Here is a 20,368-nt window from a genome sequence, read left to right on the forward strand (position 1 = left end):
ATGGCAAGAGGCAGTAGGCAGTCATAGGCCTACTGCTCTGCCCCGCCCGCCGGATAGGGCGTCCGCAGAAGCAGCAGGAAGCCGGCGACGAGGAACACGATCAGCGTCGCCATGCCGAGCCGCGCCGACCCCGTCGCATAGGTGACCGCTGAGAAGGATAGCGTCGCCATGAAGCTGGTGGCGCGGCCTGACAGCGCGTAGATGCCGAAGAACCGGCCCGCCTCGTCGATCGCGACGCTGCGCGCCAGGAACGATCGCGACGACGCCTGCACCGGGCCGAAGGCCAGGCCGATCAGCAGGCCGAAGGCGAGGTAGGCTTTCTCCGCCGCCGTGCCGAACAGCCCGCCGGCATCCAGCTCCGACAGCGGCAGCAGCCCGAAGAAGACATAGCCCGGCCCGGTCGAGACGATGCCGAGCGTCGCCACGAGCAGCAGCACCAGGCTGATGATGATCACTGTCTTGGAGCCAGCGATCCGGTCGAAGCGACCGGCGACGAGGCAGCCGAAGATCGCCACCACGTTCAGCAGGATGCCGAACAGGCCGATCTCCAGCGTCACCCAGCCGAACATGCCGGCCGCAAAGGTTCCGCCGAGGATCAGCAGGCCATTGACGCCGTCTTGATAGAGCATCCGCGCGACCAGGAAGCGAAGGATCGATCGCCGGCTATGCAAAAGTTCCGAAAGCGTCTTGCGCAGCTCGCGCAGGCCGGCTGACACGGCCGGGCGCAGGGGCGCGCCGGGTGCCGCATCGGGCGTGAACAGGAACATCGGCAGGATGAAGAGGAGGTACCAGAGCGCGGCCAGCGGACCAGTGATGCGGGCGTCCTCGCCGAGTGCCGGATCCAGCCCGAACAGCGGCGGCAGGCCGAAAAGCGTCACACCGGTTTGCGGATCGGAGGCGAGGAAGCCGACGACGAGGATCAGCACGATCATCCCGCCGAGATAGCCGAGGCCCCAGGCGGTGTTCGAAACCCGCCCGACATCGGCGGCCGATACCAGCCGCGGCATCATCGAATCGTTGAAGACGATCGAAAATTCGGCAGCGATCGAGGCAAGGATCATGAAGATGACCGGCCACAGGATGGGGGAGCCGGGAGCCGCAAACCACAGCATGAACAGCGCGCCGATCTTGATGGCGGCGAACACCGCGATCCACGGCTTGCGCGGTCCGGACTGGTCGGCGATCGAACCGAGCACCGGCGACATCACGGCGATGACGATCGACGAGATCGTCGCCATGTTGCTCCACATCGCCTGTGCGGAGACCGGATCCTCGGTCAGCCGGGCGACGAAATACGGTCCGAAGACGAAGGTGGTGACCACGGTGAAGAAGGGCTGGGCTGCCCAGTCGAACAGCATCCAGCCCCAGATTCCGCGCTGTCGAGGTCTGGGCCCCGCCTGCTCTCCTGCTTGCGACACGCCGCGCCTCCGGTTGACGCGCTAGTGGATCACCGAACGCTACCCTGGGCAAGGTCGGTAAACAGGCTCGCCGCCACCATCATCCGGGCCAGCGTCGTGTCGCCGGCCTCACCGAGCCCCAGCAGTTCGCTGCTGATCCGGTTCAGCCGCACGCGGTCGCTGGCAAGCCAGGCTTCCAGCGGCTTCCTGTCCTTGCCGTGCTTCGCAAGCGCCGTAGTGACCATGTCGCGCCGCGCCGCTGCGATCTGCTGCAGGGCGCGGATGATCGCCAGGTTCTCATAATGGTCGGCGGCGTTGAAGCGCTCCCCGGCCGCCAGGAAGCGATTGACGCGGAACGTCTCCGTTGCGTGGAAATAGACCTCGGTCGCGCGGGCGAGGGGCGCACCGCTGCGCTCCGAGATCAGCATGATTTCCGGTACCAGGACCAGGTTGGGGAGGATCTCCAGCTCCGCCGCCAGCGAGGCCGGCACGCCGTCCGGCAGGTCGTCCTCGGCAATCGTCCTTGGCGTGATCGCGCCGCGCAGGTTCTTGATGCTGGCGCGGATACGCGACACGGCATCGGCCACCGGCACGGCGGTCATGCCCGTCTGGAGGATGAAGATCGTGGCGCCCATGAAGATCTCGCCGATCTGCTCGTAGAGACCGTTCTGTGTCTCGCCGTCCATCTGGCCGTCGAGCGCATCGACCGCTGCCCACAGCCGCGGCAGGTCGTAGGCATCGCGGGCGATGAAGGCGGCCTTGACCACATCGACCTGGCTGCGGCCGCTGATGTCGCTCATCATCTGGGTAAAGCCCGGGCCGCCGCGATTGATTGCCTCGTTGGCGAGAATGGTGGCGACGATCTCCCGGTGCAGCCGGTGCTGGGCAATGTCGGTCGCGTAGGCCTTCTGCATCTGCTTGGGGAAGTAAGCCGACAGGAACTGGTCGAAGTATGGATCGTCGGGCAGGTCGCTTGCGACGATCGCATCGAAGAGGACGATCTTGGCATAGGACAAGAGCACGCCGACCTCCGGCCGGGTCAGCGGCCGACCGGCTGCGTAGCGCTCGGCAATCTCGGCGTCGTCCGGTAGCGTCTCAACCTTGCGGTTCAGTTCGCCGCGCACTTCGAGCGCCGTCATCAACCGCGACAGCTCCTCGCGGTTGCGCAGTCCGCGCCTTGTGGTCAGCGAAATCGCCAGCGACTGCAGGTAATTGTTTCGCAGCACCAGCGCCGCCACCTCGTCGGTCATCGAGGCGAGCAGCTTGTCGCGCTTGTCGCGCGGCAGGCGGCCGTCCTGCATCGCCGGGCTCAGCGCGATCTTGATGTTGACCTCGACGTCGGACGAATTGACGCCGGCCGAGTTGTCGATGGCATCGGAATTCAGCCGGCCGCCGTTGAGGGCAAAGGCAATGCGGCCCTTCTGGGTGACGCCGAGGTTGGCGCCCTCGCCGATCACCTTGGCACGCACCTCGCGTGCGGTGATGCGGATCGGATCGTTGGCACGGTCACCGACCTCTGCGTCGGCTTCCGACAGCGCCTTGATATAGGTGCCGATGCCGCCGAACCACAGAAGGTCGACCGGGCTCTTGAGGATTGCCGTCATGATCTCGAACGGGGTTGCGACATCCTTGTCGATGTCGATCGCCGCCTTGGCCTGCGGCGTCAGCTTCACGGACTTTTCTGCCCGCGAGATGATCATGCCGCCATCCGAGAGCGTCGCGCGGTCATAGTCCTGCCAGCTGGAGCGCGGCAGCTTGAACATCCTGCTGCGCTCGGCAAAGCTCTTCTTGGTATCGGGGTTCGGGTCGATGATGATGTCGCGGTGGTCGAAGGCGGCGATCAGCCGGATATGACGCGACAGCAGCATGCCGTTGCCGAACACGTCGCCCGACATGTCGCCGACGCCGGCGACCGAGAACGGCGTCGTCTGGATGTCGACGTTCATCTCACGGAAGTGCCGCTTGACGGCTTCCCAGGCACCGCGCGCGGTGATGCCCATCTTCTTGTGGTCGTAACCGGCTGATCCGCCGGAGGCAAATGCGTCGTCCAGCCAGAAGCCGGCTTCCTGGGCCAGGCCATTGGCGGTGTCGGAGAAGGTCGCCGTGCCCTTGTCGGCGGCAACGACGAAGTAGGGATCGTCGCCGTCCAGCCGCAGCGTGTCGGCCGGACCGATGATCTCACCGCCGACGATGTTGTCGGTAATCGACAGCAGCGTGCGGATGAAGGTGATGTAGGCGTCGCGGCCGGCCTGGAAGAAGGCGTCGCGCTGGGCGGGCGACGGCAGCCGCTTGGGGAAGAAACCGCCCTTGGCGCCGACTGGTACGATGACGGCGTTCTTCACCTGCTGCGCCTTGACGAGGCCGAGAACCTCGGTGCGATAGTCCTCACCGCGGTCGGACCAGCGCAGGCCGCCGCGCGCCACCTTGCCGAAGCGCAGGTGGACGCCTTCCACCTCGGTGCCATAAACGAAGATCTCGCGGAACGGCCGCGGCTGCGGCAATTCGTCGAGAAGCTTCGGGTCGAGCTTGAAGGCCAGCATCGGCTTCGGCCTGCCATCTTCGCCGGTCTGGAAGTAGTTCGTCCGAAGCGTCGAATCGATTGCATTGACGAAGCGTCGGAAGGTGCGGTCATCGTCGAGGTTGGGAACCGCCGCCAGCGCTTCCTCGATCGCCAGGTGGTGCTCGGTCAGCTTGCGTTCGCGCTGCCGCTCGCCGAGCTTCGGGTCGAACCCGTCGCGGAAGAGGGCGAAGATCCGCCGGCTGATCTGCGGGTAGCGGGCCAGCGTCTCGGCAATGTGCGACTGCGAGTAGACGATTCCGGTCTGGCGGAGATAGCGCGCATAGGCGCGCAGCACCGTCGTTTCGCGTACCGACAGCCCTGTCAGCAGCACGAGGCGGTTGAAGCCGTCGTTGTCGACGGTGCCGGCAAACGCGCCGAGGAAGGCTTCCTCGACCAGCGGCGCCTCGCGCTCCATGTCGATGAGGCGATGATCCGGCAGCTCGAGTTCCATGTCGTGCAGCACGATACGCTTGCCACTGCCGGTCAGCACCATGTCGAAGGTCCGCTCGCTGACCACCTGGAAGCCGAGGTTTTCAAGAAGCGGCACGCGGCGCGACAGGGCCAGGTGATCGTCGGCGTGGAAGATCTTCAGCGACAGGATGGAGCGCTGCTCGACCTGACGCTCGTAGAGCGAGATACGGATAGGCTCACCGGCCGCGCAGGCGAGGATATCGGGCAGGTCGGCTGCGGTCTCTTCCGGCGAAAACGCCTCCTGGAAGGCGAAGGTGGTCTCGATCGCCGGGCTGTCGGGGCCGGCAAGCGCCGAGAACCGGTCCTGCCACGGGGTGGCGATGCTGCGGATGGCATCCTCCAGCCGCTGCTGCGGGATACGCGGCGTCTTGCCGACCCGCCGTCCGATGATGAAGTGGACGCGGGCGTTTCCGCCCTCGGGGAATGCCGGGTAATAGGCAGAGACATGGCCCTCGAACGTCGCGGCAAGGTAGGCACCGATCTTTTCGCGGACGATGGAATTGTAGTTTTCGCGCGGCACGTAGACGAGCACGGAGACGAAGCGGTCGAAGTGGTCGATGCGGGCAAGGGCACGCACCCGCGGCCGCTCGGCAAGCTCCATGATCTGCTCGCAGTAGCGGACCAGCAGCTCCGGATCGATCTGGAAGAGATCGTCGCGCGGGTAGGATTCCAGCGTGTTGCGCAGCATGCGTCCGGAATGGCTGAGCGGATCGAAGCCGAAGTGATCCTCGACGCGGGCGGCCTTGGCGCGCAGCAACGGAATGTCGCTCACTGTATGCGTATAGGCGCTGGCGGTGAAAAGACCGACGATGCGCAGTTCGCCGGTCACCCTGCCGGCGCTGTCGAAGCGCTTGACGCCGACATAGTCCATATAGGCGCGGCGGTGGACGACGGATTTGAAATTGGCCTTGGTGACGATCAGGAAATCCGGTCCCTGCAGAAACTGCAGGATTTCCGGCGTGGTGGTCACGGCGTCCTTGCCCTGGCGCAGCACCCGCACGTCGGGATCGGACAGGATGCCGAGGCCGCGTCCCTGACCGCGCTCGATGGTCGCAGCCTCGCCCTCGCCGGAATAGACGTATTCGCGCATGCCAAGGAAGATGAAGTTGCCGTCGCGCAGCCAGCTGAGGAAGCCGAGCGCCTCGTCGCGATCGGTCTTGCGGCGGCCGCCGCCGGCCGGCAATTCGCCGATTGCCGCATCCAGAAGCTCCAGCATCGGCTTCCAGTCGCTGATGGCCGAATGCACCTTGTCGAGCACCTGGCGCAGCCTGTCGACGAGATCGGCCACCTGGTCTTCCGAGAGAGGCGACAGATGCACCTGGATCAGGCTGACATGCCGCCCGGCGGCCTGACTGCGCTCGTAGGAATAGAGGGTCGGGCGCGCGCCCGGCTGCACGTCGAGGATCGGATGCACAGCCAGCGAGATGTCGCGGTAGGTGCTGGTGATTTCGCCCATCACGGAATCGAAGAGGAACGGCATGTCGCGGTCGATGACGGTGAGGATCGAGACGGCTGCGCCATTCGGCGCAACGCCGTCGACGGCAGCCACCGAGATGCGCGCGGTCTCGCCGGTCCAGGCCTCCAGCTCGCCGCTCGCGTGGCGGGTCGAGGCGGCCAGCATCTCCGGCGTATAGGCCGCCAGATCGTCATTACTGGCCCTGCCGAACAGGATCTGCGGATCGAGCGTGGCGCCCTGATCTCCTGCAAGAGCGGCCTGCGCCAGTTCGATCTGCTTCTCGCGCTTCGGATTCCGCTTGGCAGCCATTCTTTCCTCCCGGCATTGGTTTTCTGATCTTTAGCATGGGTTTGGCGGCAATATGGCTCTTGCTCGACCAATTTCTCATGCTTTTTCACTCCATTTGTTGACAGACGCGTGTGAAGAATCGATCACAGGCCGCAAAACCAGGATCCGCTCGATGTCCGAAGGCAGCGCCGTCATCGTCATTTCCAGCCATGTCGTGCGTGGCTCCGTCGGCAATCGCGCGGCGGTGTTCGCCCTCGAGACGATGGGCTATCCCGTCTGGGCATTGCCCACCGTCATCCTCCCCTGGCATCCCGGCCATGGACCGTCGACGCGCGTGGTGATTGCCGAGGAGCAGTTCGACCAGGTGATCGACGATCTCATCCGGGCGCCTTGGATCGGAGAGGTGAAGGCGGTGCTGACCGGCTATTTCGGCCACCCGTCGCAGCCGCGCGCTGCAGGCCGGCTGATCTCGGCGCTGCGGGCGCGGGATCCGGAACTCTTCTATGCCTGCGATCCGGTGATGGGCGATCAGGCCGGCCTTTATGTGCCGGAGGCGACGGCCGAGGCCATCCGCACCGAGCTTCTGCCGCTTGCAACACTTGCCACGCCGAACCGCTTCGAGCTCGCCTGGCTGTCGGGCGCCGATCTCGACAGCAATGCGGCGGTGATGGAGGCGGCGATCGCGCTCGGGCCGCCAAAAATGCTGGTCACCTCGGCCTTGCCGATGATGGCCGGCGGCACCGGCAATCTCTACCTCACCGGACGTCACGCGCTGCTGGCCGAACACCGGCTGATCGACAATCCGCCGAACGGCCTGGGCGACCTGCTGGCGGCCGTCTTCCTCGCCCGGCTTCTGTCGGGCATGGACGAGGAGAAGGCGCTGCAACTGGCGACCGCCAGCGTCTTCGAGGTGCTTGCCCGCACGGCACGCCGGGGCGGCGACGAACTGACCCTTGAGACCGATGCTTCGAGCCTTTCGACGCCCATGGCGATGGTGCAGATGCGCCACCTCATGCATCCGCTGAGGTCCGGTCGCCGCTGACCGGACCCGGCCGAACTCCCGCAGTTGATCTTCATCAAGCACGAGGCTAATCAGAGAACATGACTGAATTTCCGTCTTCTCTCCTTACCGGCTACGACAACTTCATGAGCGGCCGCTATACCGGCGAGCGGGAACGCTACCGCACGCTGGCCGAGACCGGCCAGAAGCCGCATACGCTGGTCATTGCCTGCTGCGACAGCCGCGCGGCGCCAGAAACCATCTTCGATGCGGGCCCCGGCGAGCTTTTCGTCATGCGCAATGTCGCCAATCTGGTGCCGCCCTACGAGCCGGACGGCCAGTATCACGCGACGTCGGCAGCGCTCGAATATGCCGTTCAGGTGCTGAAGGTACGCGACATCGTGGTGATGGGCCACGGGCGCTGCGGCGGCATCCAGGCGGCGCTCGATCCGATGGACGAGCCGCTGTCGCCCGGCGATTTCATCGGCAAGTGGATGGGCATGCTGCGCCCGATCGCCGAGCAGATCCCCAGCATCGACGTGCTGACCCAGGCGGAACGCCAGACGGCGCTGGAGCGCGTCTCGATCCGCGGTTCGCTCGCCAACCTGCGAACCTTCCCTTGCGTGCGGATCCTCGAAGAGAAGGGGCGCATGCGCCTGCACGGATGCTGGTTCGACATCTCGACCGGCGAGCTGTGGATCATGGATGGCAAGACGGGCGATTTCATCCGCCCGTCCGCCTGACGTTCTCGCCGCCGCTCCGGCGGCCGTGACGGCTTACTTGCCGTCGATCTCGCCGCCGATATAGGCGATCGCCTGCTGGTAGACGCTGGCGGCATTCCATCCCTGGATCGCCGTAAAGTTCGGCTGGCCCTGCTGGTAGCCGGCGCCGCGCTGCCAGCCGTGGCCGACCAGGAAGTTGGCGGTCGACGCCAGTGCATCGGCGCGCGAACGGACGAGGTCGATGTGGCCGTCGCCGTCACCGTCGGCGCCGTAGCGGATGACGTTCAACGGCAGGAACTGCGTCTGGCCGATCTCGCCATGAGCGGCACCCTTGGCGGAGGTCGAAAGATCGCCGCGGCCGACGAGCTTCAGGGCGGCATACAGCTGTTCGGTGAAGTAGGCCGAGCGGCGGCAGTCGTAGGAGAGGGTGGCAACGGCAGACAGCGTGTGCTGGTCGCCCATGAAGCTGCCGAAACCGGTCTCCATGCCCCAGATCGCCAGAAGCGGGCCGGCCGGAACGCCATAGCGGCGCTCGATTGCGGAGAACAGCTGGGCGTTCGACGCCTTCATGCTCTTGCCGCGGGAAATGATGGCCTGACCGCCGCGCTTCTTCATGAATTCGCTGAAGGAAAGCTTGAAGCTCTTCTGGCCGCGGTCGGCGCGGATGGTCGGGCGGTTGTACTGGACGTTGGCGAAGGCCGACTGCAGCACTGCGGGCGAGATGCCGTTGGCGGGTGCCTGACGCTTGAAGTCGTCGACCCAGGCGGCAAAGCCGGATCCGTCATTGCCGCAGGCGGCGGCATGGGCCTGCTGGACGCTCAACATCATGACGGCAGTAACGACGCCGCCGAAGATCTTCTTCAACATTCCTTGGACCCCATGCATGTGTGTCGGACCGCTCCAAAAGGGCGGGCTCAGCTTCTGTTCTGGTTATGGCGGGCGATCCCGGTGCCGACAACCTTGCCGTTCATGAAATGATCGTGAACCGCGGCCCGGAAAGCCCCGCCCTCAGGCGGAGCTTTACGCGATCATGCTTACCAAATCGTATCGGACGGCCGGATATCAGGCGGCCTGCTTGCGCGGCTTGATGAGGCCGCGGTTGACCAGCAACTCGGCGATCTGGATCGCGTTCAGGGCTGCACCCTTGCGCAGGTTGTCGGAAACCACCCAGATGTTGAGGCCGTTCTCGACGGTTGCGTCCTCGCGAATACGCGAGATGTAGGTGGCATCTTCACCGGCACATTCGATCGGGGTGATGTAGCCACCGTTCTCGTGCTTGTCGATGACGAGGCAACCCGGGGCTTCGCGCAGGATGTCGCGTGCCTGGTCGGCAGTGATCTCGTTCTCGAACTCGATGTTGACCGATTCCGAGTGGCCGATGAATACCGGCACGCGAACCGCGGTGCAGGTGACGCGGATCTTCGGGTCGAGCATCTTCTTGGTCTCGGCCAGAACCTTCCACTCTTCCTTCGTATAGCCGTCTTCCATGAAGCTATCGATGTGCGGGATGACGTTGAAGGCGATGCGCTTGGTGAACTTCTTGGCTTCCACCGGATCGGCGACGAAGACGGCGCGCGTCTGGGTGAACAGTTCGTCCATGCCTTCCTTGCCGGCGCCGGACACCGACTGGTAGGTCGACACGACGACGCGCTTGATCTTGGCGAAATCGTGCAGCGGCTTCAGGGCGACGACCAGCTGGGCGGTCGAGCAATTCGGATTGGCGATGATGTTCTTCTTGGCGAAGCCGGTAATGGCGTCGGCATTGACTTCCGGAACGATCAGCGGAACTTCCTGGTCGTAGCGCCAGGCCGAGGAGTTGTCGATGACGACGCAGCCCTGGGCGCCGATCTTCGGGGACCACTTCTGCGAGATGGTGCCACCGGCCGACATCAGGCAGATGTCGGTGTCTGAAAAGTCGTAATGCTCGAGGTTCGAAACCTTCAGGACCTTGTCGCCGAACGAGACTTCGGTGCCCTGCGAACGGGCGGATGCAAGGGCCACGACTTCATCTGCCGGGAACCCGCGTTCGGAGAGGATGTTCAGCATTTCCCGGCCGACGTTACCGGTGGCGCCGACGACTGCAATCTTGAAACCCATTTCACTGCTCTCTTTCTCTTCTCTCCTCGGGTGTGGAGGGGGAACAGCGGACGAACCCGCGTCGTTCCTTGTCCCCAGCCGAACCGGGGAGAGAGCGGTAGGCCAGAGACGTCAGACGGTTTTCGTCGTCGTTTTGGCCTTGGTTTTGGAAGACACGCGCACGAGGAGGCGGAGGCCGGCATTCGATGCCGATCCCAATGAAGCAGCGATGTTGAGTTCGCGGCGATACATTCTTGCTTCCCTTCGCCGCAACTCCTTAGAAGATTTCGTGGCACTGTCAAGCGGCAGCGGCGCAATGACCGGTCCAAAGGCTGGGGTTAAGCGGCTGGACAAGCTCCTGTGGAGACACTACGAGCTTGGCAAAGACAGGATCTTTCGTCGCCCATGACCGGTAACTTGGTGATCATCGCTGCGGCCGCCGTGCTCAGTTGCGCCTGCGTCTTCGTCCTCATCCGCCGGGCGGCGCAGCTTGGCCTCGTCCAGGCGCCGGAGGCGCGCTCGTCGCATGTGCGCCCGACGCCGACCGGCGGCGGGATCGGCATCGTCGCCGGCGCGCTGGTCGCGGGACTGTCGCTACCGGGCGCGGACGGTGTCTCCTTGCTGATCCTGGCACTTGGCCTCGTGATCGCTCTCGTCGGCCTGATCGACGACCGCCGGCCGCTGCCGGCCCGGGTGCGCCTGCCGGTGCAGGCCCTGGTCGTTGCGGCGCTCCTCTGGTCCACCGGGGCAGCCGGTGCTCTCGCTGGCGGCCTTCCTGCCGCCTTTCACCTGGGCGCTGCTGCGCTGCTGCTCGTCGGCGGCCTCTGGTGGATCAACCTCTTCAACTTTATGGACGGCATAGACGGCATTGCCGGGCAGCAGGCGATCCTGATGCTGCTGTCGGCGATGCTGATCGCATTCGGCACCGTACCCGGCGTCACCGGCGGCTGGACCTGGTGGATGATGGCGGCGACGGCTGCCGCGACCTTCGGCTTCCTCGTGTTCAACTGGCCGCCGGCACGGATCTTCATGGGCGATGCCGGCAGCACCTTTCTCGGCTTCACCCTGTTCGCCTCGGCAATGCTGTCGCTGGTCGCCGGCTGGCTCAGCCTGCCACAATGGCTGGTTCTGGCAGCGCTGTTCGCCGGCGATGCGACGGTAACGCTGCTGGTTCGCCTGCTGCGGGGCGAGAATGTCGCGCAGGCGCACCGCTCGCATGCCTATCAACGGCTGTCGCGGCGCTTCAACGGGGCGCGGCCGGTCAGCAGCGGATTTGCGGTGGTCAACCTGCTGGTGCTCCTGCCGATCGCCTTCATCCTGCCGCAGGAAGTCTGGGCCTGGCTCGTGGTGGTCGTCGTCTATGTCTGCGTCATCGGCGCGGCGCTGGCCTGCGGAGCCGGCCTGCCGGACCAGCAGCCAGCCTCGTTCAATACCTATCGGCGGCTGTTGTCGCGCAGCAGAAACTAGGCGAGGCAGGCATGATACTGGTCACGGGATCGACGGGCTTCGTCGGGCGGCATCTGGTCCGGATGCTTCAGGACCGCGGCCTGCCGTGCCGGCCCGTCAGCCGTGATCAACGTCCCGACCATGTCGCGATCGGCGCGATCTCGCAGCAAACCGATTGGTCGGGGGCCCTGTCGGGCGTCGACTGCGTCATCCATCTGGCCGCCCGGGTGCATGTCATGCACGAAAGCGCCACCGATCCGATGTCCGCCTTCCGGCAGATGAATGTCGAGGCGACGCTGAACCTTGCCCGGCAGGCAGCACGTGCCGGCGTGCGGCGCTTCGTCTTCGTCAGTTCCGTGAAGGTCAACGGCGAGATGACGGAGCCGGGGCAGGCATTTGGACCCGACGATGCCCCAGATCCTCAGGATGCCTATGGTATCTCCAAGGCCGAAGCCGAAGCGGCCCTGCGGGTGCTCGGCCGCGAGACCGGGCTCGAGATCGTCGTCATTCGCCCGCCGCTCGTCTATGGACCGGGCGTGGGTGCCAATTTCCGGCTGCTGATGCGCTGGGCCGGCAGCGGCGTGCCGTCGCCGTTCGGTGCCTGCGACAACCGCCGCTCGTTGGTCTTCGTCGACAACCTTGCCGAGCTGCTGATCGTCGCAGCTCGCCATCCGCAGGCAGCCGGCGAGACCTTTCTCGCCAGCGACGGCGAAGACCTGTCGACGCAGGCGCTGTTTTCAAGGCTGGCGCGGCTGCAAGGTCGAAAGGGTTACGGCCTGCCGATCCCGCCCGTCCTGATGCACCGGTTTGCGGCGCTCGTCGGACGGCAGTCCCATAGCCAGCGCTTGCTTAGCAATCTGCAGGTGGATATAGCCAAGAACAACGCACTGCTGGGCTGGACGCCGCCGATTTCGGTCGAGGCGGGACTGCGCCGGACCGTCGATGGGGAACGCCTGCTTGGTTGATCGGGGTATATTCGCACCAGACGCGCGCCCGTGGCGGAAAGCCCCGGCGGCCCCATGCACATGGCTTAGGTCCGGCAGGACATGATCAACCTGCTCCGCTGTACGATCGAGACCCTGCCACGGTTCTGGAAGCGCGTCATCCTTGTCGCCTTCGATGCGCTGGCGCTGATCGTCGCCATCTGGGCAAGCTACGCGCTGCGCTATGCCGTTTGGATGCCGGTCATCACCGAGGAGCGCGTCGTTCTGTCGCTGATCGCGCCGGTCATCGCCATTCCGATCTTCATCCGGCTCGGCCTCTACCGCGCGGTCATCCGCTACCTGCCCGATACCGCCATCTGGACCATCCTGCGGGCCATGGGTATCGCCACGATGATCTGGATCATCGTCGTCTTCCTGATGGAGATGTCGGGGCGCGGCGTCGTTCCGCGGTCGGTGCCGTTCTTCTACTTCGCCATCGGCACGGCGCTGATCGGCGGCTCGCGGTTCGCCGCCAAGGTGGTTCTCAGCCACGGCACGGGCATGCGTCGCGACGAGCAGCCGGTGTTCATCTACGGTGCGAGCACATCGTCCGTGCAGCTGGCGACGGCGCTTAGGGGAACGGGTAACCGTTTTGTCGTTGGCCTGATCGACGAGGATTCCGATCACCACGGGCGCGATGTCGGTGGCTACCGCGTCTACAATCCTGCCAACCTGCCGCGGCTGATCGAGCAATACGGCGTGCAGGAAATCATCCTGTCGCTGTCTTCGATTTCCGCCGACCGCCGGCAGAGTGTCATCGGCAGCATCAGCGGCCTTGGCGTCAAGATCCGCACCGTCCCGGATATCAGCGACCTCGTCGATGGTCGGTACCTCGCCAACCAGATCCGCGAGATCGAGATCGACGAGCTGCTCGGCCGCTCCTTCGTGCCGCCGGATCCGAAACTGCTTGGCGGCATTCTTGAAGACCGCGTCATCATGGTTACCGGTGCCGGCGGTTCGATCGGCTCGGAACTCTGCCGGCTGATCGTCCAGTGGAAGCCGAAGCGGCTCGTGCTGTTTGAGGCAAACGAGTTCGCCCTCTACAAGATCGACCGCGAACTGCAGGGGGCGCGCTGCGAGATCGTGCCGGTTCTGGGTTCGATCACCCACGAGGCGCGGGTGCGCGAGGCGATCCGCGGGCAGGGCGTGCAGGTCGTCTACCATGCGGCCGCCCACAAGCATGTGCCGCTGGTGGAAGCCAATGCGCTGGAAGGCATCGAGAACAACATCTTCGGCACCATGACCGTTGCCAAGGTGGCGTTCGAGGAGAATGTCTCGGACTTCGTGCTGATCTCCTCCGACAAGGCGGTGCGGCCGACCAACGTCATGGGCGCCACCAAGCGCTGGGCGGAGCTGATCGTCCGGCAGATGGCCCTGGAGGCGCAGCGGCTCGGCCGCAGCCAGCATTTCTGCGCCGTCCGCTTCGGCAATGTGCTCGGCTCCAACGGCTCGGTCGTGCCGCTGTTCAAGCAGCAGATCGCCCAGGGCGGTCCGGTCACCGTCACCAATCCCGAGATGCGCCGCTATTTCATGTCGATCCAGGAAGCGGCCGAGCTGATCGTCCAGTCGAGCGCACTGTCGAATGGCGGCGACATCTTCCTGCTCGAGATGGGCGAACCGGTGCGCATCGGCGATCTGGCCGAGAACATGATCCGGCTTGCCGGCTTCACCGTGCGTGATGCCGAAAACCCGACGGGCGGCATCGAGATCCAGGTCACCGGCAGCCGCCCGGGCGAGAAGATGTTCGAGGAACTCTTCTACGACATGGCAAACGCGTTGCAGACCCAGCATCCAAAAATCCTGCGCGCCGATTCGACCGCGATCGCCCATCACAACATCGTCGATGCCTGCAAGGATCTGCGGGATGCGGTGTCGGCGGCGGACGAGCAGGCGGCACGCAACGTGCTGTTCGGCTTCATCGGCATGGGGTCGCAGGCGGAACAGGGCGAGACCTGATTGCCTGTGGCTCCCGGCAAGCCGACCGTGGATATTCTCTCAAGTCATTCACACAGCAAAACGCCCCGTAGTGCGGGGCGCGCTGGCATCGTGCTGCGTGCGTCGGATCGTTCAGGCGGAGAGCGCCTGGAATTGCGCAAGGATCGCATCGCCCATCTCGGTCGTGCCGACCCGGGTCTTGCCGTCGCTCATGATGTCGGCGGTGCGCAGGCCCTTGTCCAGAACGTCGGAGATCGCCTTCTCCAGGCGGTCGGCCTCGCTCACCATGTTGAACGAGTAGCGAAGGCACATGGCGAAAGAAGCGATCATCGCGATCGGATTGGCGATGCCCTGGCCGGCGATGTCGGGCGCCGAACCGTGCACCGGCTCGTAGAGTGCCTTGCGCTTGCCGGTCTTGCCGTCGGGAGCGCCGAGTGAGGCCGACGGCAGCATGCCGAGCGAACCGGTCAGCATCGCCGCCACGTCCGAGAGCATGTCGCCGAACAGGTTATCGGTGACGATGACGTCGAACTGCTTCGGCGCACGAACCAGCTGCATACCGCCGGCATCGGCCAGCATGTGCTCCAGCTTCACGTCGGCATATTTCGCCTTGTGCGTTTCGGTCACCACCTGGTTCCACAGCACGCCCGACTTCATGACGTTGCGCTTTTCCATCGAGCAGACGGCGTTCTTGCGGGTGCGCGCCAGTTCGAAGGCAACGCCCGAGATGCGCTCGATCTCGTAGGTGTCGTAGACCTGCGTATCGACGGCGCGCTTCTGGCCGTTGCCGAGATCGGTGATCGTCTTCGGTTCGCCGAAATAGACGCCGCCGGTCAGTTCGCGAACGATCAGGATGTCGAGGCCTTCCACCAGTTCCGGCTTCAGCGACGATGCGTCGGCCAGCGCCGGATAGCAGATCGCCGGGCGCAGGTTGGCGAACAGTTCCAGGTCCTTGCGCAGGCGCAGGAGGCCGGCTTCGGGGCGTACCTCGTAGGGCACGGCATCCCATTTCGGGCCGCCGACGGCGCCGAACAGCACCGCATCGGCCTTCATCGCCTTGGCCATGTCGTCTTCGGAGATCGCCTCGCCGTGCGCGTCATAGGCGCATCCGCCGACCAGGCCCTGTTCTGTGACGAAGCCGGTATTCATGACGCTGTTCATGTAGTCGATGATCTTGACGACTTCGGCCATCGCTTCCGGGCCGATACCGTCACCAGGAAGAAGGAAGAGCGAATGAGACATGTGCTTGGATATCCTTGAGCGTCGGCAGGCTTGCCGTCATGCACCGCGTGTCGCGGCTTTGCGTCCTCCAGACCCTGACGTCCGCGCCTGCGGCGGACGAGGCGGCGACGGGTGTGGTCGGGACCGGTGGCGCGCCTGATCTCGTCAGGCGCTCCGGCAGCGTGGCTCAGAGCCAGGGCCGCTCGGTCTGCATCTTGTTTTCGAAGGTGGCGATCGCGCTGTCGCTCTTCATCGTCGTTGCGATGTCGTCGAGGCCTTCCAGCATGATGTGCTTGCGGTTCGGATCGATGTCGAAGGTGATCGTTCCGCCGTCCGGACCGCTGATCTCCTGGGCTTCCAGGTCGATCGACAGAACGGCATTGGCGCCGCGCGAGGCGTCGTCCATCAGCTTGTCGAGGTCGTCCTTGGACACGACGATCGGCAGGATGCCGTTCTTGAAGCAGTTGTTGTAGAAGATGTCGGCGAACGAGGTGGAGATGACGCAGCGGATGCCGAAGTCGAGAAGCGCCCAGGGTGCGTGCTCTCGCGACGAGCCGCAGCCGAAATTGTCGCCGGCAACCAGGATCTTGGCGCCCTGGTAGGCGGGCTTGTTGAGGACGAAATCGGGATTGGGCGTGCCGTCTTCGAGGTAGCGGGCTTCGGCGAACAGGCCCTTTCCGAGACCGGTGCGCTTGATCGTCTTCAGGTAATCCTTCGGAATGATCATGTCGGTGTCGATGTTGACGACCGGAAGCGGCGCGGCAACGCCGGTGAGCTTGACGAATTTATCCATGATCTGCCTCCGCGAGACGTGTTGCGGAAGCTGCAATAGACCAGATCCTCGGAAAATTGAAGTCCACATTGCCGTCAAACGGTACGCCGGCGGTCGCGCCGGCGCCTGGCAAAGGGAGGTCAGACCTTCAGAGATCGATGATCGTGCCGCGTCCGTCGTTCCAGACGCGCATGTCCTGCTGCTTGGCGCCATGTCCGGCGCACTTGGCCCTGGCACGAACCGGCACCGGCTTGAGGCGCGGCGTCAGCGCCTTCACCACGGTAAACACAGCCAGCATGCCGGCAAAGGCCAGCGTCAGCGAAGCTGTCAGCACCACCAGGGCGGAGATTGCGGCGATGCCGATGAGGCCGAGGAAGAGCGCGCGAATGTTTTGCATGATGTGAGTGCCTTTCTTCTGTGGGAAATGTGGTCCTTTCTCTTGAATGTTGCAAGAGGCTTTGCCTTGCTGCGCTATTGCGCCTCATCATAAAGCTTGTCACAAAGTCGCGATGACCATCCCCTTGCCGACCGTCACGCCCCTGCGGCGTTCGCTGCTCAGTGTTCCCTCCATCAATCAGCGGGCCCTCGACAAGATCCACGCGCTGGATTGCGACGGTGTGATCTTCGACCTCGAAGACTCCGTTTCGCTCGATGACAAGCAGCGGGCGCGGGACAATCTGCGCGCGCTGTTTCGCGACAATCCGCTGCGCGAGAGGGAGGCGGTGATCCGCATCAACCCGCTGGACAGCGCGTTCGGTCGCGCGGATCTGGACCTGGTGCTGGAGCTTTCGCCGAATGCGGTGGCGCTGCCCAAGGTCGATACCGCAGCCGATGTGGAGGCTGTCCAGGGTCTTCTGGATAGAGCCGGCGCCGCCTCTGATCTGCGCATCTGGGCGATGATGGAAAGCGCCCTCGGCGTGCTCAGTGCAGGATCCGTGGCTGCGGCCCGGGCAGGTGCTGCGCCGCGCCTCGATGCCTTCGTCGTCGGCCTCAACGACCTGCGCAAGGAGACCGGTATCCCGCCGCGCGCCGGGCGCCAGACACTGGTGCCGCTGTTGATGCCGGTGGTGCTTGCGGCGCGCGCCTACGGGCTCGGCGTCATCGACAGCGTGTTCAACGATTTCCGCGACGCGGAAGGGTTCGAGGCCGAGTGCGCCCAAGGCCGCGACATGGGCTTCGACGGAAAGATGCTGATCCATCCGGCGCAGATCGACGCGGCCAACCGCCATTTCGGTCCGGAGCCCGAAGCGCTCGCCGAAGCCGAGGCGGTAATCGCCGCCTTCGCGGCGCCGGAAGCGGCCTCCCTCAACGTCATCAACCTCCATGGCCGCATGGTCGAGCGTCTTCACCTCGTGCAGGCTGAAGCGCTGGTCGCCCAGGCGCGCCGCATCGCAGAAAGAAAGGCCAACCCATGAAAGTCTACCGTTTCCTCACAGGACCCGATGATTCGGCGTTCTGCCACCGCGTCACCGATGCCCTGAACAAGGGCTGGGACCTGCACGGCTCGCCGAGCCACAGCTTCAACGCGGCCGAAAACAAGATGTATTGCGGCCAGGCGGTGGTGAAGACCGTCGAGGGCAAGGATTACGATCCGAGCATGAAGCTCGGCGAACAGTAATCGTCGATGTCCACCCCGCGCGACACTTCGTTCGGGGTGGATGACAACCAAGGCTTCGGATATCCGCCGACCGGCCGTCCGAAGCCTCCGCCTCCGTCAAGCGGCCTCGCTCTCGAGCGCTTCGATGTCTTCCAGCAGACCCGGGCCGACCGGCGTCCATCCCAGCCTTTGCTGGGTCAGGGCGCTCGATGCGGACATGTCTCTTGCGACAAAAGCCGACAGCCAGCCGAAATGCGCCGGCGCCTCGCCTTGGGGAATGGAGACAGTCGGCAGGTCGAGCCGTTTGCCGACGGACGCAGCGATGTCGCGCAGCGTGATGCGGCTTTCTGCCGTCGCGTGATAGCGCGCTCCGGAGCTCGGCGTTTCCAACGCCAGCCGGTACAGCCGCACGGTGTCGGACACGTGAGCCGCCGACCATGTGTTCAGCCCTTCGCCGATATAGGCGGAAACGCCGGTCCGGCGGGCAAGCGCGATCATTTCCGTCACGAGCCCCTGCCGCACCGTGTCGTGGATCTGCGAAAGGCGGACGCTCGAAACGTTCACGCCGCGCTCCGACAGGGCCTGAACCGTCAGTTCCGAGACGATGCGCGGATTGGGATGGTTCACATCGAGATGATCCTCCAGGGCCGGTTCTCCGGCCGTCACAGTTCCCGCACCCGTCACCGACGTGATGACCAGCGGTCGGTTCGATCCCTCGATCGCCGAGCCAAGCGTCTCGATCGCCAACCGGTCGCGGGCGCAGTTTGCCGCATAGTTGGAAAAATCGTGGTCGAAGGCGGTATGGATGATGCCGTCACAGGCGGCGGCGCCGCGATGCAGGCTGTCGAGATCGTCGATATCGCCGTAATGAGGCTCGGCGCCGGCGGCCTCCAGTGCGGCTGCTCCCCGTTCAGAGCGCGTCATGCCGAGAACCTGATGGCCGGCACCGAGAAGTTCCGGGATGATGTGGGAGCCGATGAACCCGGTCGCGCCGGTTAGAAACACACGCATGATCTTCTCCTAGTTGCTTCGCGGCGTTTCTAGGCCTAGGCTCTATCCTGTTAAAGTAGTGAGCTTATCCTGGTATAACAGCTAACAGGATCCGTGATGTTGAAAGAAGCAGACAATCCGCTCGGCCGGTACCTGCGCGACCTGCGCGGCCGTCTTGATCCGGCGAGTTTCGGGTTTTCATCCAGTCGCCGGCGCACGCCGGGTCTGCGGCGCGAGGAAGTGGCACAGCGTGCCAATATCAGCGCCACCTGGTACACCTGGCTGGAACAGGGGCGCGGCGGGGCGCCGTCCGCCGACGTTCTGAACCGCATCGCCCGGGGGCTGATGCTGACCGAGCCGGAGCGCGAGCATCTGTTCATGCTGAGCCTCGGCCATCCGCCGCAGGTCAAATACAAGGCACCGACCGGCGTGACGCCCCGTCTTCAGCGGCTGATCGATGCGCTGGAGGTGAGCCCGGCGCTGGTGAAGACGGCAACCTGGGACGTGCTGGCCTGGAACCGCGCCGCCGCCGTCATCCTGACGGATTACGGCAAGCTGCCGCCCGGCGAGCGCAATATTCTGCGGCAGGTTTTCTGCAACCCGTCCATCCGCGATAAACAGCTCGACTGGGATGGCGTGGCAAGCTTCGTCGTTGGTGCATTCAGGGCCGATGCGGCGCGTGCCGGTGCCTCGTCGGAAGTTCGGCAGCTGGTGGATGAACTCTGCAGCCGGAGCCCGGATTTCGCGGCACTGTGGAACGACAACACGGTCAACAGCTATGGAGAAGGCACCAAGCGCATCCGTCATTCGGTCCTGGGGCCGATCGAACTGGAATATTCGAGCTTCGCCATCGATGGCCGTCCGGATCTCGGAATGATCGTCTACAATCCGGCAACCGATGCCGAAGCCGAACGCTTCCGCGTGCTCATCAACGCCACGCCTTGAATGCCGGCTTGACCACCGGCGCGCATTGACTGGCTGTGGGGTCAGTCTCCGGTGCGGTCGGTGGCCTCTTCAGCGCTTTCCTCGATGCGCTCCATGTCGTCGTCGCTGAGGCCGAAATGGTGGCCGATCTCGTGGATCAGCACATGGGTAATGATGTCGCCCAGCGTTTCGTCGTTCTCGGCCCAGTAATCGAGGATCGGCCGGCGGTAGAGCCGGATGCGGTTGGGCAGTTCGCCGGTTTCCACCGTGAAACGTTCGGAAATACCGCGGCCTTCGAACAGGCCGAGAAGGTCGAAGGGGGTCTCGAGCGCCATGTCCTCGAAGATGTCGTCGTCCGGAAAATCCTCGATTTCGATGGTGAGATTGCCGGTCAGTGCACGGAATTCCTCCGGCAATGAGCCATAGGCCTCGATCGCCAGCGATTCGAACGTGCTGATGGTCGGGGCGTGGCGATCCCGCCAATCATCGGTCTGGTCGGCACGGGCCATGTCTGCTCCTTTTTCCTGACC

Annotated in this window: 17 protein-coding genes; 8 read left to right on the plus strand and 9 right to left on the minus strand. The window is 64.6% G+C overall.

The annotated features are described in order from the left end of the window. Positions 1-29: 29 nt before the first annotated feature. Both AAIH46_RS20490 and AAIH46_RS20495 read right to left on the minus strand, forming a co-directional pair. On the minus strand, positions 30-1,418 hold the full coding sequence (locus AAIH46_RS20490) for an MFS transporter (protein WP_430307912.1): 1,389 nt from the start codon (positions 1,416-1,418) through the stop codon (positions 30-32). A gap of 29 nt (positions 1,419-1,447) precedes the next feature. Beyond that, complete coding sequence (locus AAIH46_RS20495) at positions 1,448-6,193, minus strand: NAD-glutamate dehydrogenase (protein WP_430307913.1); 4,746 nt, start codon at positions 6,191-6,193, stop codon at positions 1,448-1,450. A gap of 151 nt (positions 6,194-6,344) precedes the next feature. Here AAIH46_RS20495 and pdxY point away from each other — a divergent pair, with 151 nt between their 5' ends. Both pdxY and AAIH46_RS20505 read left to right on the plus strand, forming a co-directional pair. Then, positions 6,345-7,214 (plus strand): pyridoxal kinase PdxY, encoded by an 870-nt coding sequence (pdxY, locus tag AAIH46_RS20500; protein WP_430307914.1) that lies wholly within the window; start codon positions 6,345-6,347, stop codon positions 7,212-7,214. Positions 7,215-7,273: 59 nt separating this feature from the next. Next, positions 7,274-7,915, plus strand: a complete 642-nt coding sequence (locus tag AAIH46_RS20505) for a carbonic anhydrase (RefSeq protein WP_430307915.1) — start codon at positions 7,274-7,276, stop codon at positions 7,913-7,915. A 33-nt stretch (positions 7,916-7,948) separates the two neighbouring features. Here the strand turns inward: AAIH46_RS20505 and AAIH46_RS20510 are convergent, their stop codons facing one another. Both AAIH46_RS20510 and AAIH46_RS20515 read right to left on the minus strand, forming a co-directional pair. After that, positions 7,949-8,761, minus strand: a complete 813-nt coding sequence (locus tag AAIH46_RS20510) for a lytic murein transglycosylase (protein ID WP_430307916.1) — start codon at positions 8,759-8,761, stop codon at positions 7,949-7,951. A 195-nt stretch (positions 8,762-8,956) separates the two neighbouring features. Further along, complete coding sequence (locus tag AAIH46_RS20515; RefSeq protein WP_430307917.1) at positions 8,957-9,991, minus strand: aspartate-semialdehyde dehydrogenase; 1,035 nt, start codon at positions 9,989-9,991, stop codon at positions 8,957-8,959. Between the two features lie 384 nt (positions 9,992-10,375). On the opposite strand from AAIH46_RS20515, the gene AAIH46_RS20520 reads away from it, so the two are divergent. The 3 genes from AAIH46_RS20520 (at position 10,376) to AAIH46_RS20530 (ending at position 14,355) form a co-directional block, all read left to right on the plus strand. After that, positions 10,376-11,437, plus strand: a complete 1,062-nt coding sequence (locus AAIH46_RS20520; RefSeq protein WP_430307918.1) for a glycosyl transferase — start codon at positions 10,376-10,378, stop codon at positions 11,435-11,437. 11 nt (positions 11,438-11,448) lie between these two features. Continuing rightward, positions 11,449-12,381, plus strand: a complete 933-nt coding sequence (locus AAIH46_RS20525) for a UDP-glucose 4-epimerase family protein (protein WP_430307919.1) — start codon at positions 11,449-11,451, stop codon at positions 12,379-12,381. A gap of 81 nt (positions 12,382-12,462) precedes the next feature. Next, the gene (locus AAIH46_RS20530; RefSeq protein ID WP_430307920.1) at positions 12,463-14,355 is read left to right on the plus strand and encodes a polysaccharide biosynthesis protein; all 1,893 of its coding nucleotides are present in this window, start codon (positions 12,463-12,465) and stop codon (positions 14,353-14,355) included. A 111-nt stretch (positions 14,356-14,466) separates the two neighbouring features. On the opposite strand, the gene leuB is transcribed toward AAIH46_RS20530, so the two are convergent. From leuB to AAIH46_RS20545, 3 genes are all read right to left on the minus strand, one after another. Continuing rightward, complete coding sequence (gene leuB, locus AAIH46_RS20535) at positions 14,467-15,576, minus strand: 3-isopropylmalate dehydrogenase (RefSeq protein ID WP_430307921.1); 1,110 nt, start codon at positions 15,574-15,576, stop codon at positions 14,467-14,469. A gap of 166 nt (positions 15,577-15,742) precedes the next feature. Next, complete coding sequence (leuD, locus tag AAIH46_RS20540; RefSeq protein ID WP_430307922.1) at positions 15,743-16,348, minus strand: 3-isopropylmalate dehydratase small subunit; 606 nt, start codon at positions 16,346-16,348, stop codon at positions 15,743-15,745. A gap of 127 nt (positions 16,349-16,475) precedes the next feature. Then, the gene (locus AAIH46_RS20545) at positions 16,476-16,724 is read right to left on the minus strand and encodes a hypothetical protein (protein ID WP_430307923.1); all 249 of its coding nucleotides are present in this window, start codon (positions 16,722-16,724) and stop codon (positions 16,476-16,478) included. 112 nt (positions 16,725-16,836) lie between these two features. On the opposite strand from AAIH46_RS20545, the gene AAIH46_RS20550 reads away from it, so the two are divergent. Both AAIH46_RS20550 and AAIH46_RS20555 read left to right on the plus strand, forming a co-directional pair. After that, positions 16,837-17,742, plus strand: coding sequence for an HpcH/HpaI aldolase/citrate lyase family protein (locus AAIH46_RS20550; RefSeq protein WP_430307924.1), 906 nt, complete (start codon positions 16,837-16,839; stop codon positions 17,740-17,742). Next, on the plus strand, positions 17,739-17,945 hold the full coding sequence (locus tag AAIH46_RS20555) for a DUF1737 domain-containing protein (protein WP_430307925.1): 207 nt from the start codon (positions 17,739-17,741) through the stop codon (positions 17,943-17,945). The genes AAIH46_RS20550 and AAIH46_RS20555 overlap by 4 nt, the downstream gene beginning before the upstream one ends. A 96-nt stretch (positions 17,946-18,041) precedes the next feature. On the opposite strand, the gene AAIH46_RS20560 is transcribed toward AAIH46_RS20555, so the two are convergent. Continuing rightward, positions 18,042-18,935 carry an SDR family oxidoreductase gene (locus AAIH46_RS20560; protein WP_430307926.1) on the minus strand — a complete coding sequence of 298 codons (894 nt, stop codon included), beginning with the start codon at positions 18,933-18,935 and terminating at the stop codon, positions 18,042-18,044. Between the two features lie 96 nt (positions 18,936-19,031). On the opposite strand from AAIH46_RS20560, the gene AAIH46_RS20565 reads away from it, so the two are divergent. Then, positions 19,032-19,859, plus strand: a complete 828-nt coding sequence (locus AAIH46_RS20565; RefSeq protein WP_430307927.1) for a helix-turn-helix transcriptional regulator — start codon at positions 19,032-19,034, stop codon at positions 19,857-19,859. A 41-nt stretch (positions 19,860-19,900) separates the two neighbouring features. Here AAIH46_RS20565 and AAIH46_RS20570 read toward each other — a convergent pair whose 3' ends face one another. Next, entirely contained in the window at positions 19,901-20,347 is a 447-nt protein-coding gene (locus tag AAIH46_RS20570) for a metallopeptidase family protein (protein WP_430307928.1), read from the minus strand. Positions 20,348-20,368: the final 21 nt, after the last annotated feature.

This window comes from Rhizobium sp. 0TCS1.26 (assembly GCF_050455525.1).
Classification (GTDB): domain Bacteria; phylum Pseudomonadota; class Alphaproteobacteria; order Rhizobiales; family Rhizobiaceae; genus Neorhizobium.

Bases quoted from the DNA above. Each gene is read 5' to 3' on its own strand.
- AAIH46_RS20545 (WP_430307923.1), bottom strand. From the start codon at position 16,724: ATGCAAAACATTCGCGCGCTCTTCCTCGGCCTCATCGGCATCGCCGCA.
- AAIH46_RS20550 (WP_430307924.1), top strand. From the start codon at position 16,837: ATGACCATCCCCTTGCCGACCGTCACGCCCCTGCGGCGTTCGCTGCTC.
- AAIH46_RS20525 (WP_430307919.1), top strand. From the start codon at position 11,449: ATGATACTGGTCACGGGATCGACGGGCTTCGTCGGGCGGCATCTGGTC.
- AAIH46_RS20495 (WP_430307913.1), bottom strand. From the start codon at position 6,193: ATGGCTGCCAAGCGGAATCCGAAGCGCGAGAAGCAGATCGAACTGGCG.
- AAIH46_RS20570 (WP_430307928.1), bottom strand. From the start codon at position 20,347: ATGGCCCGTGCCGACCAGACCGATGATTGGCGGGATCGCCACGCCCCG.
- AAIH46_RS20555 (WP_430307925.1), top strand. From the start codon at position 17,739: ATGAAAGTCTACCGTTTCCTCACAGGACCCGATGATTCGGCGTTCTGC.
- AAIH46_RS20530 (WP_430307920.1), top strand. From the start codon at position 12,463: ATGATCAACCTGCTCCGCTGTACGATCGAGACCCTGCCACGGTTCTGG.
- AAIH46_RS20560 (WP_430307926.1), bottom strand. From the start codon at position 18,935: ATGCGTGTGTTTCTAACCGGCGCGACCGGGTTCATCGGCTCCCACATC.
- pdxY (WP_430307914.1), top strand. From the start codon at position 6,345: ATGTCCGAAGGCAGCGCCGTCATCGTCATTTCCAGCCATGTCGTGCGT.
- AAIH46_RS20565 (WP_430307927.1), top strand. From the start codon at position 19,032: ATGTTGAAAGAAGCAGACAATCCGCTCGGCCGGTACCTGCGCGACCTG.
- AAIH46_RS20510 (WP_430307916.1), bottom strand. From the start codon at position 8,761: ATGTTGAAGAAGATCTTCGGCGGCGTCGTTACTGCCGTCATGATGTTG.
- leuB (WP_430307921.1), bottom strand. From the start codon at position 15,576: ATGTCTCATTCGCTCTTCCTTCTTCCTGGTGACGGTATCGGCCCGGAA.
- leuD (WP_430307922.1), bottom strand. From the start codon at position 16,348: ATGGATAAATTCGTCAAGCTCACCGGCGTTGCCGCGCCGCTTCCGGTC.
- AAIH46_RS20515 (WP_430307917.1), bottom strand. From the start codon at position 9,991: ATGGGTTTCAAGATTGCAGTCGTCGGCGCCACCGGTAACGTCGGCCGG.
- AAIH46_RS20505 (WP_430307915.1), top strand. From the start codon at position 7,274: ATGACTGAATTTCCGTCTTCTCTCCTTACCGGCTACGACAACTTCATG.
- AAIH46_RS20520 (WP_430307918.1), top strand. From the start codon at position 10,376: ATGACCGGTAACTTGGTGATCATCGCTGCGGCCGCCGTGCTCAGTTGC.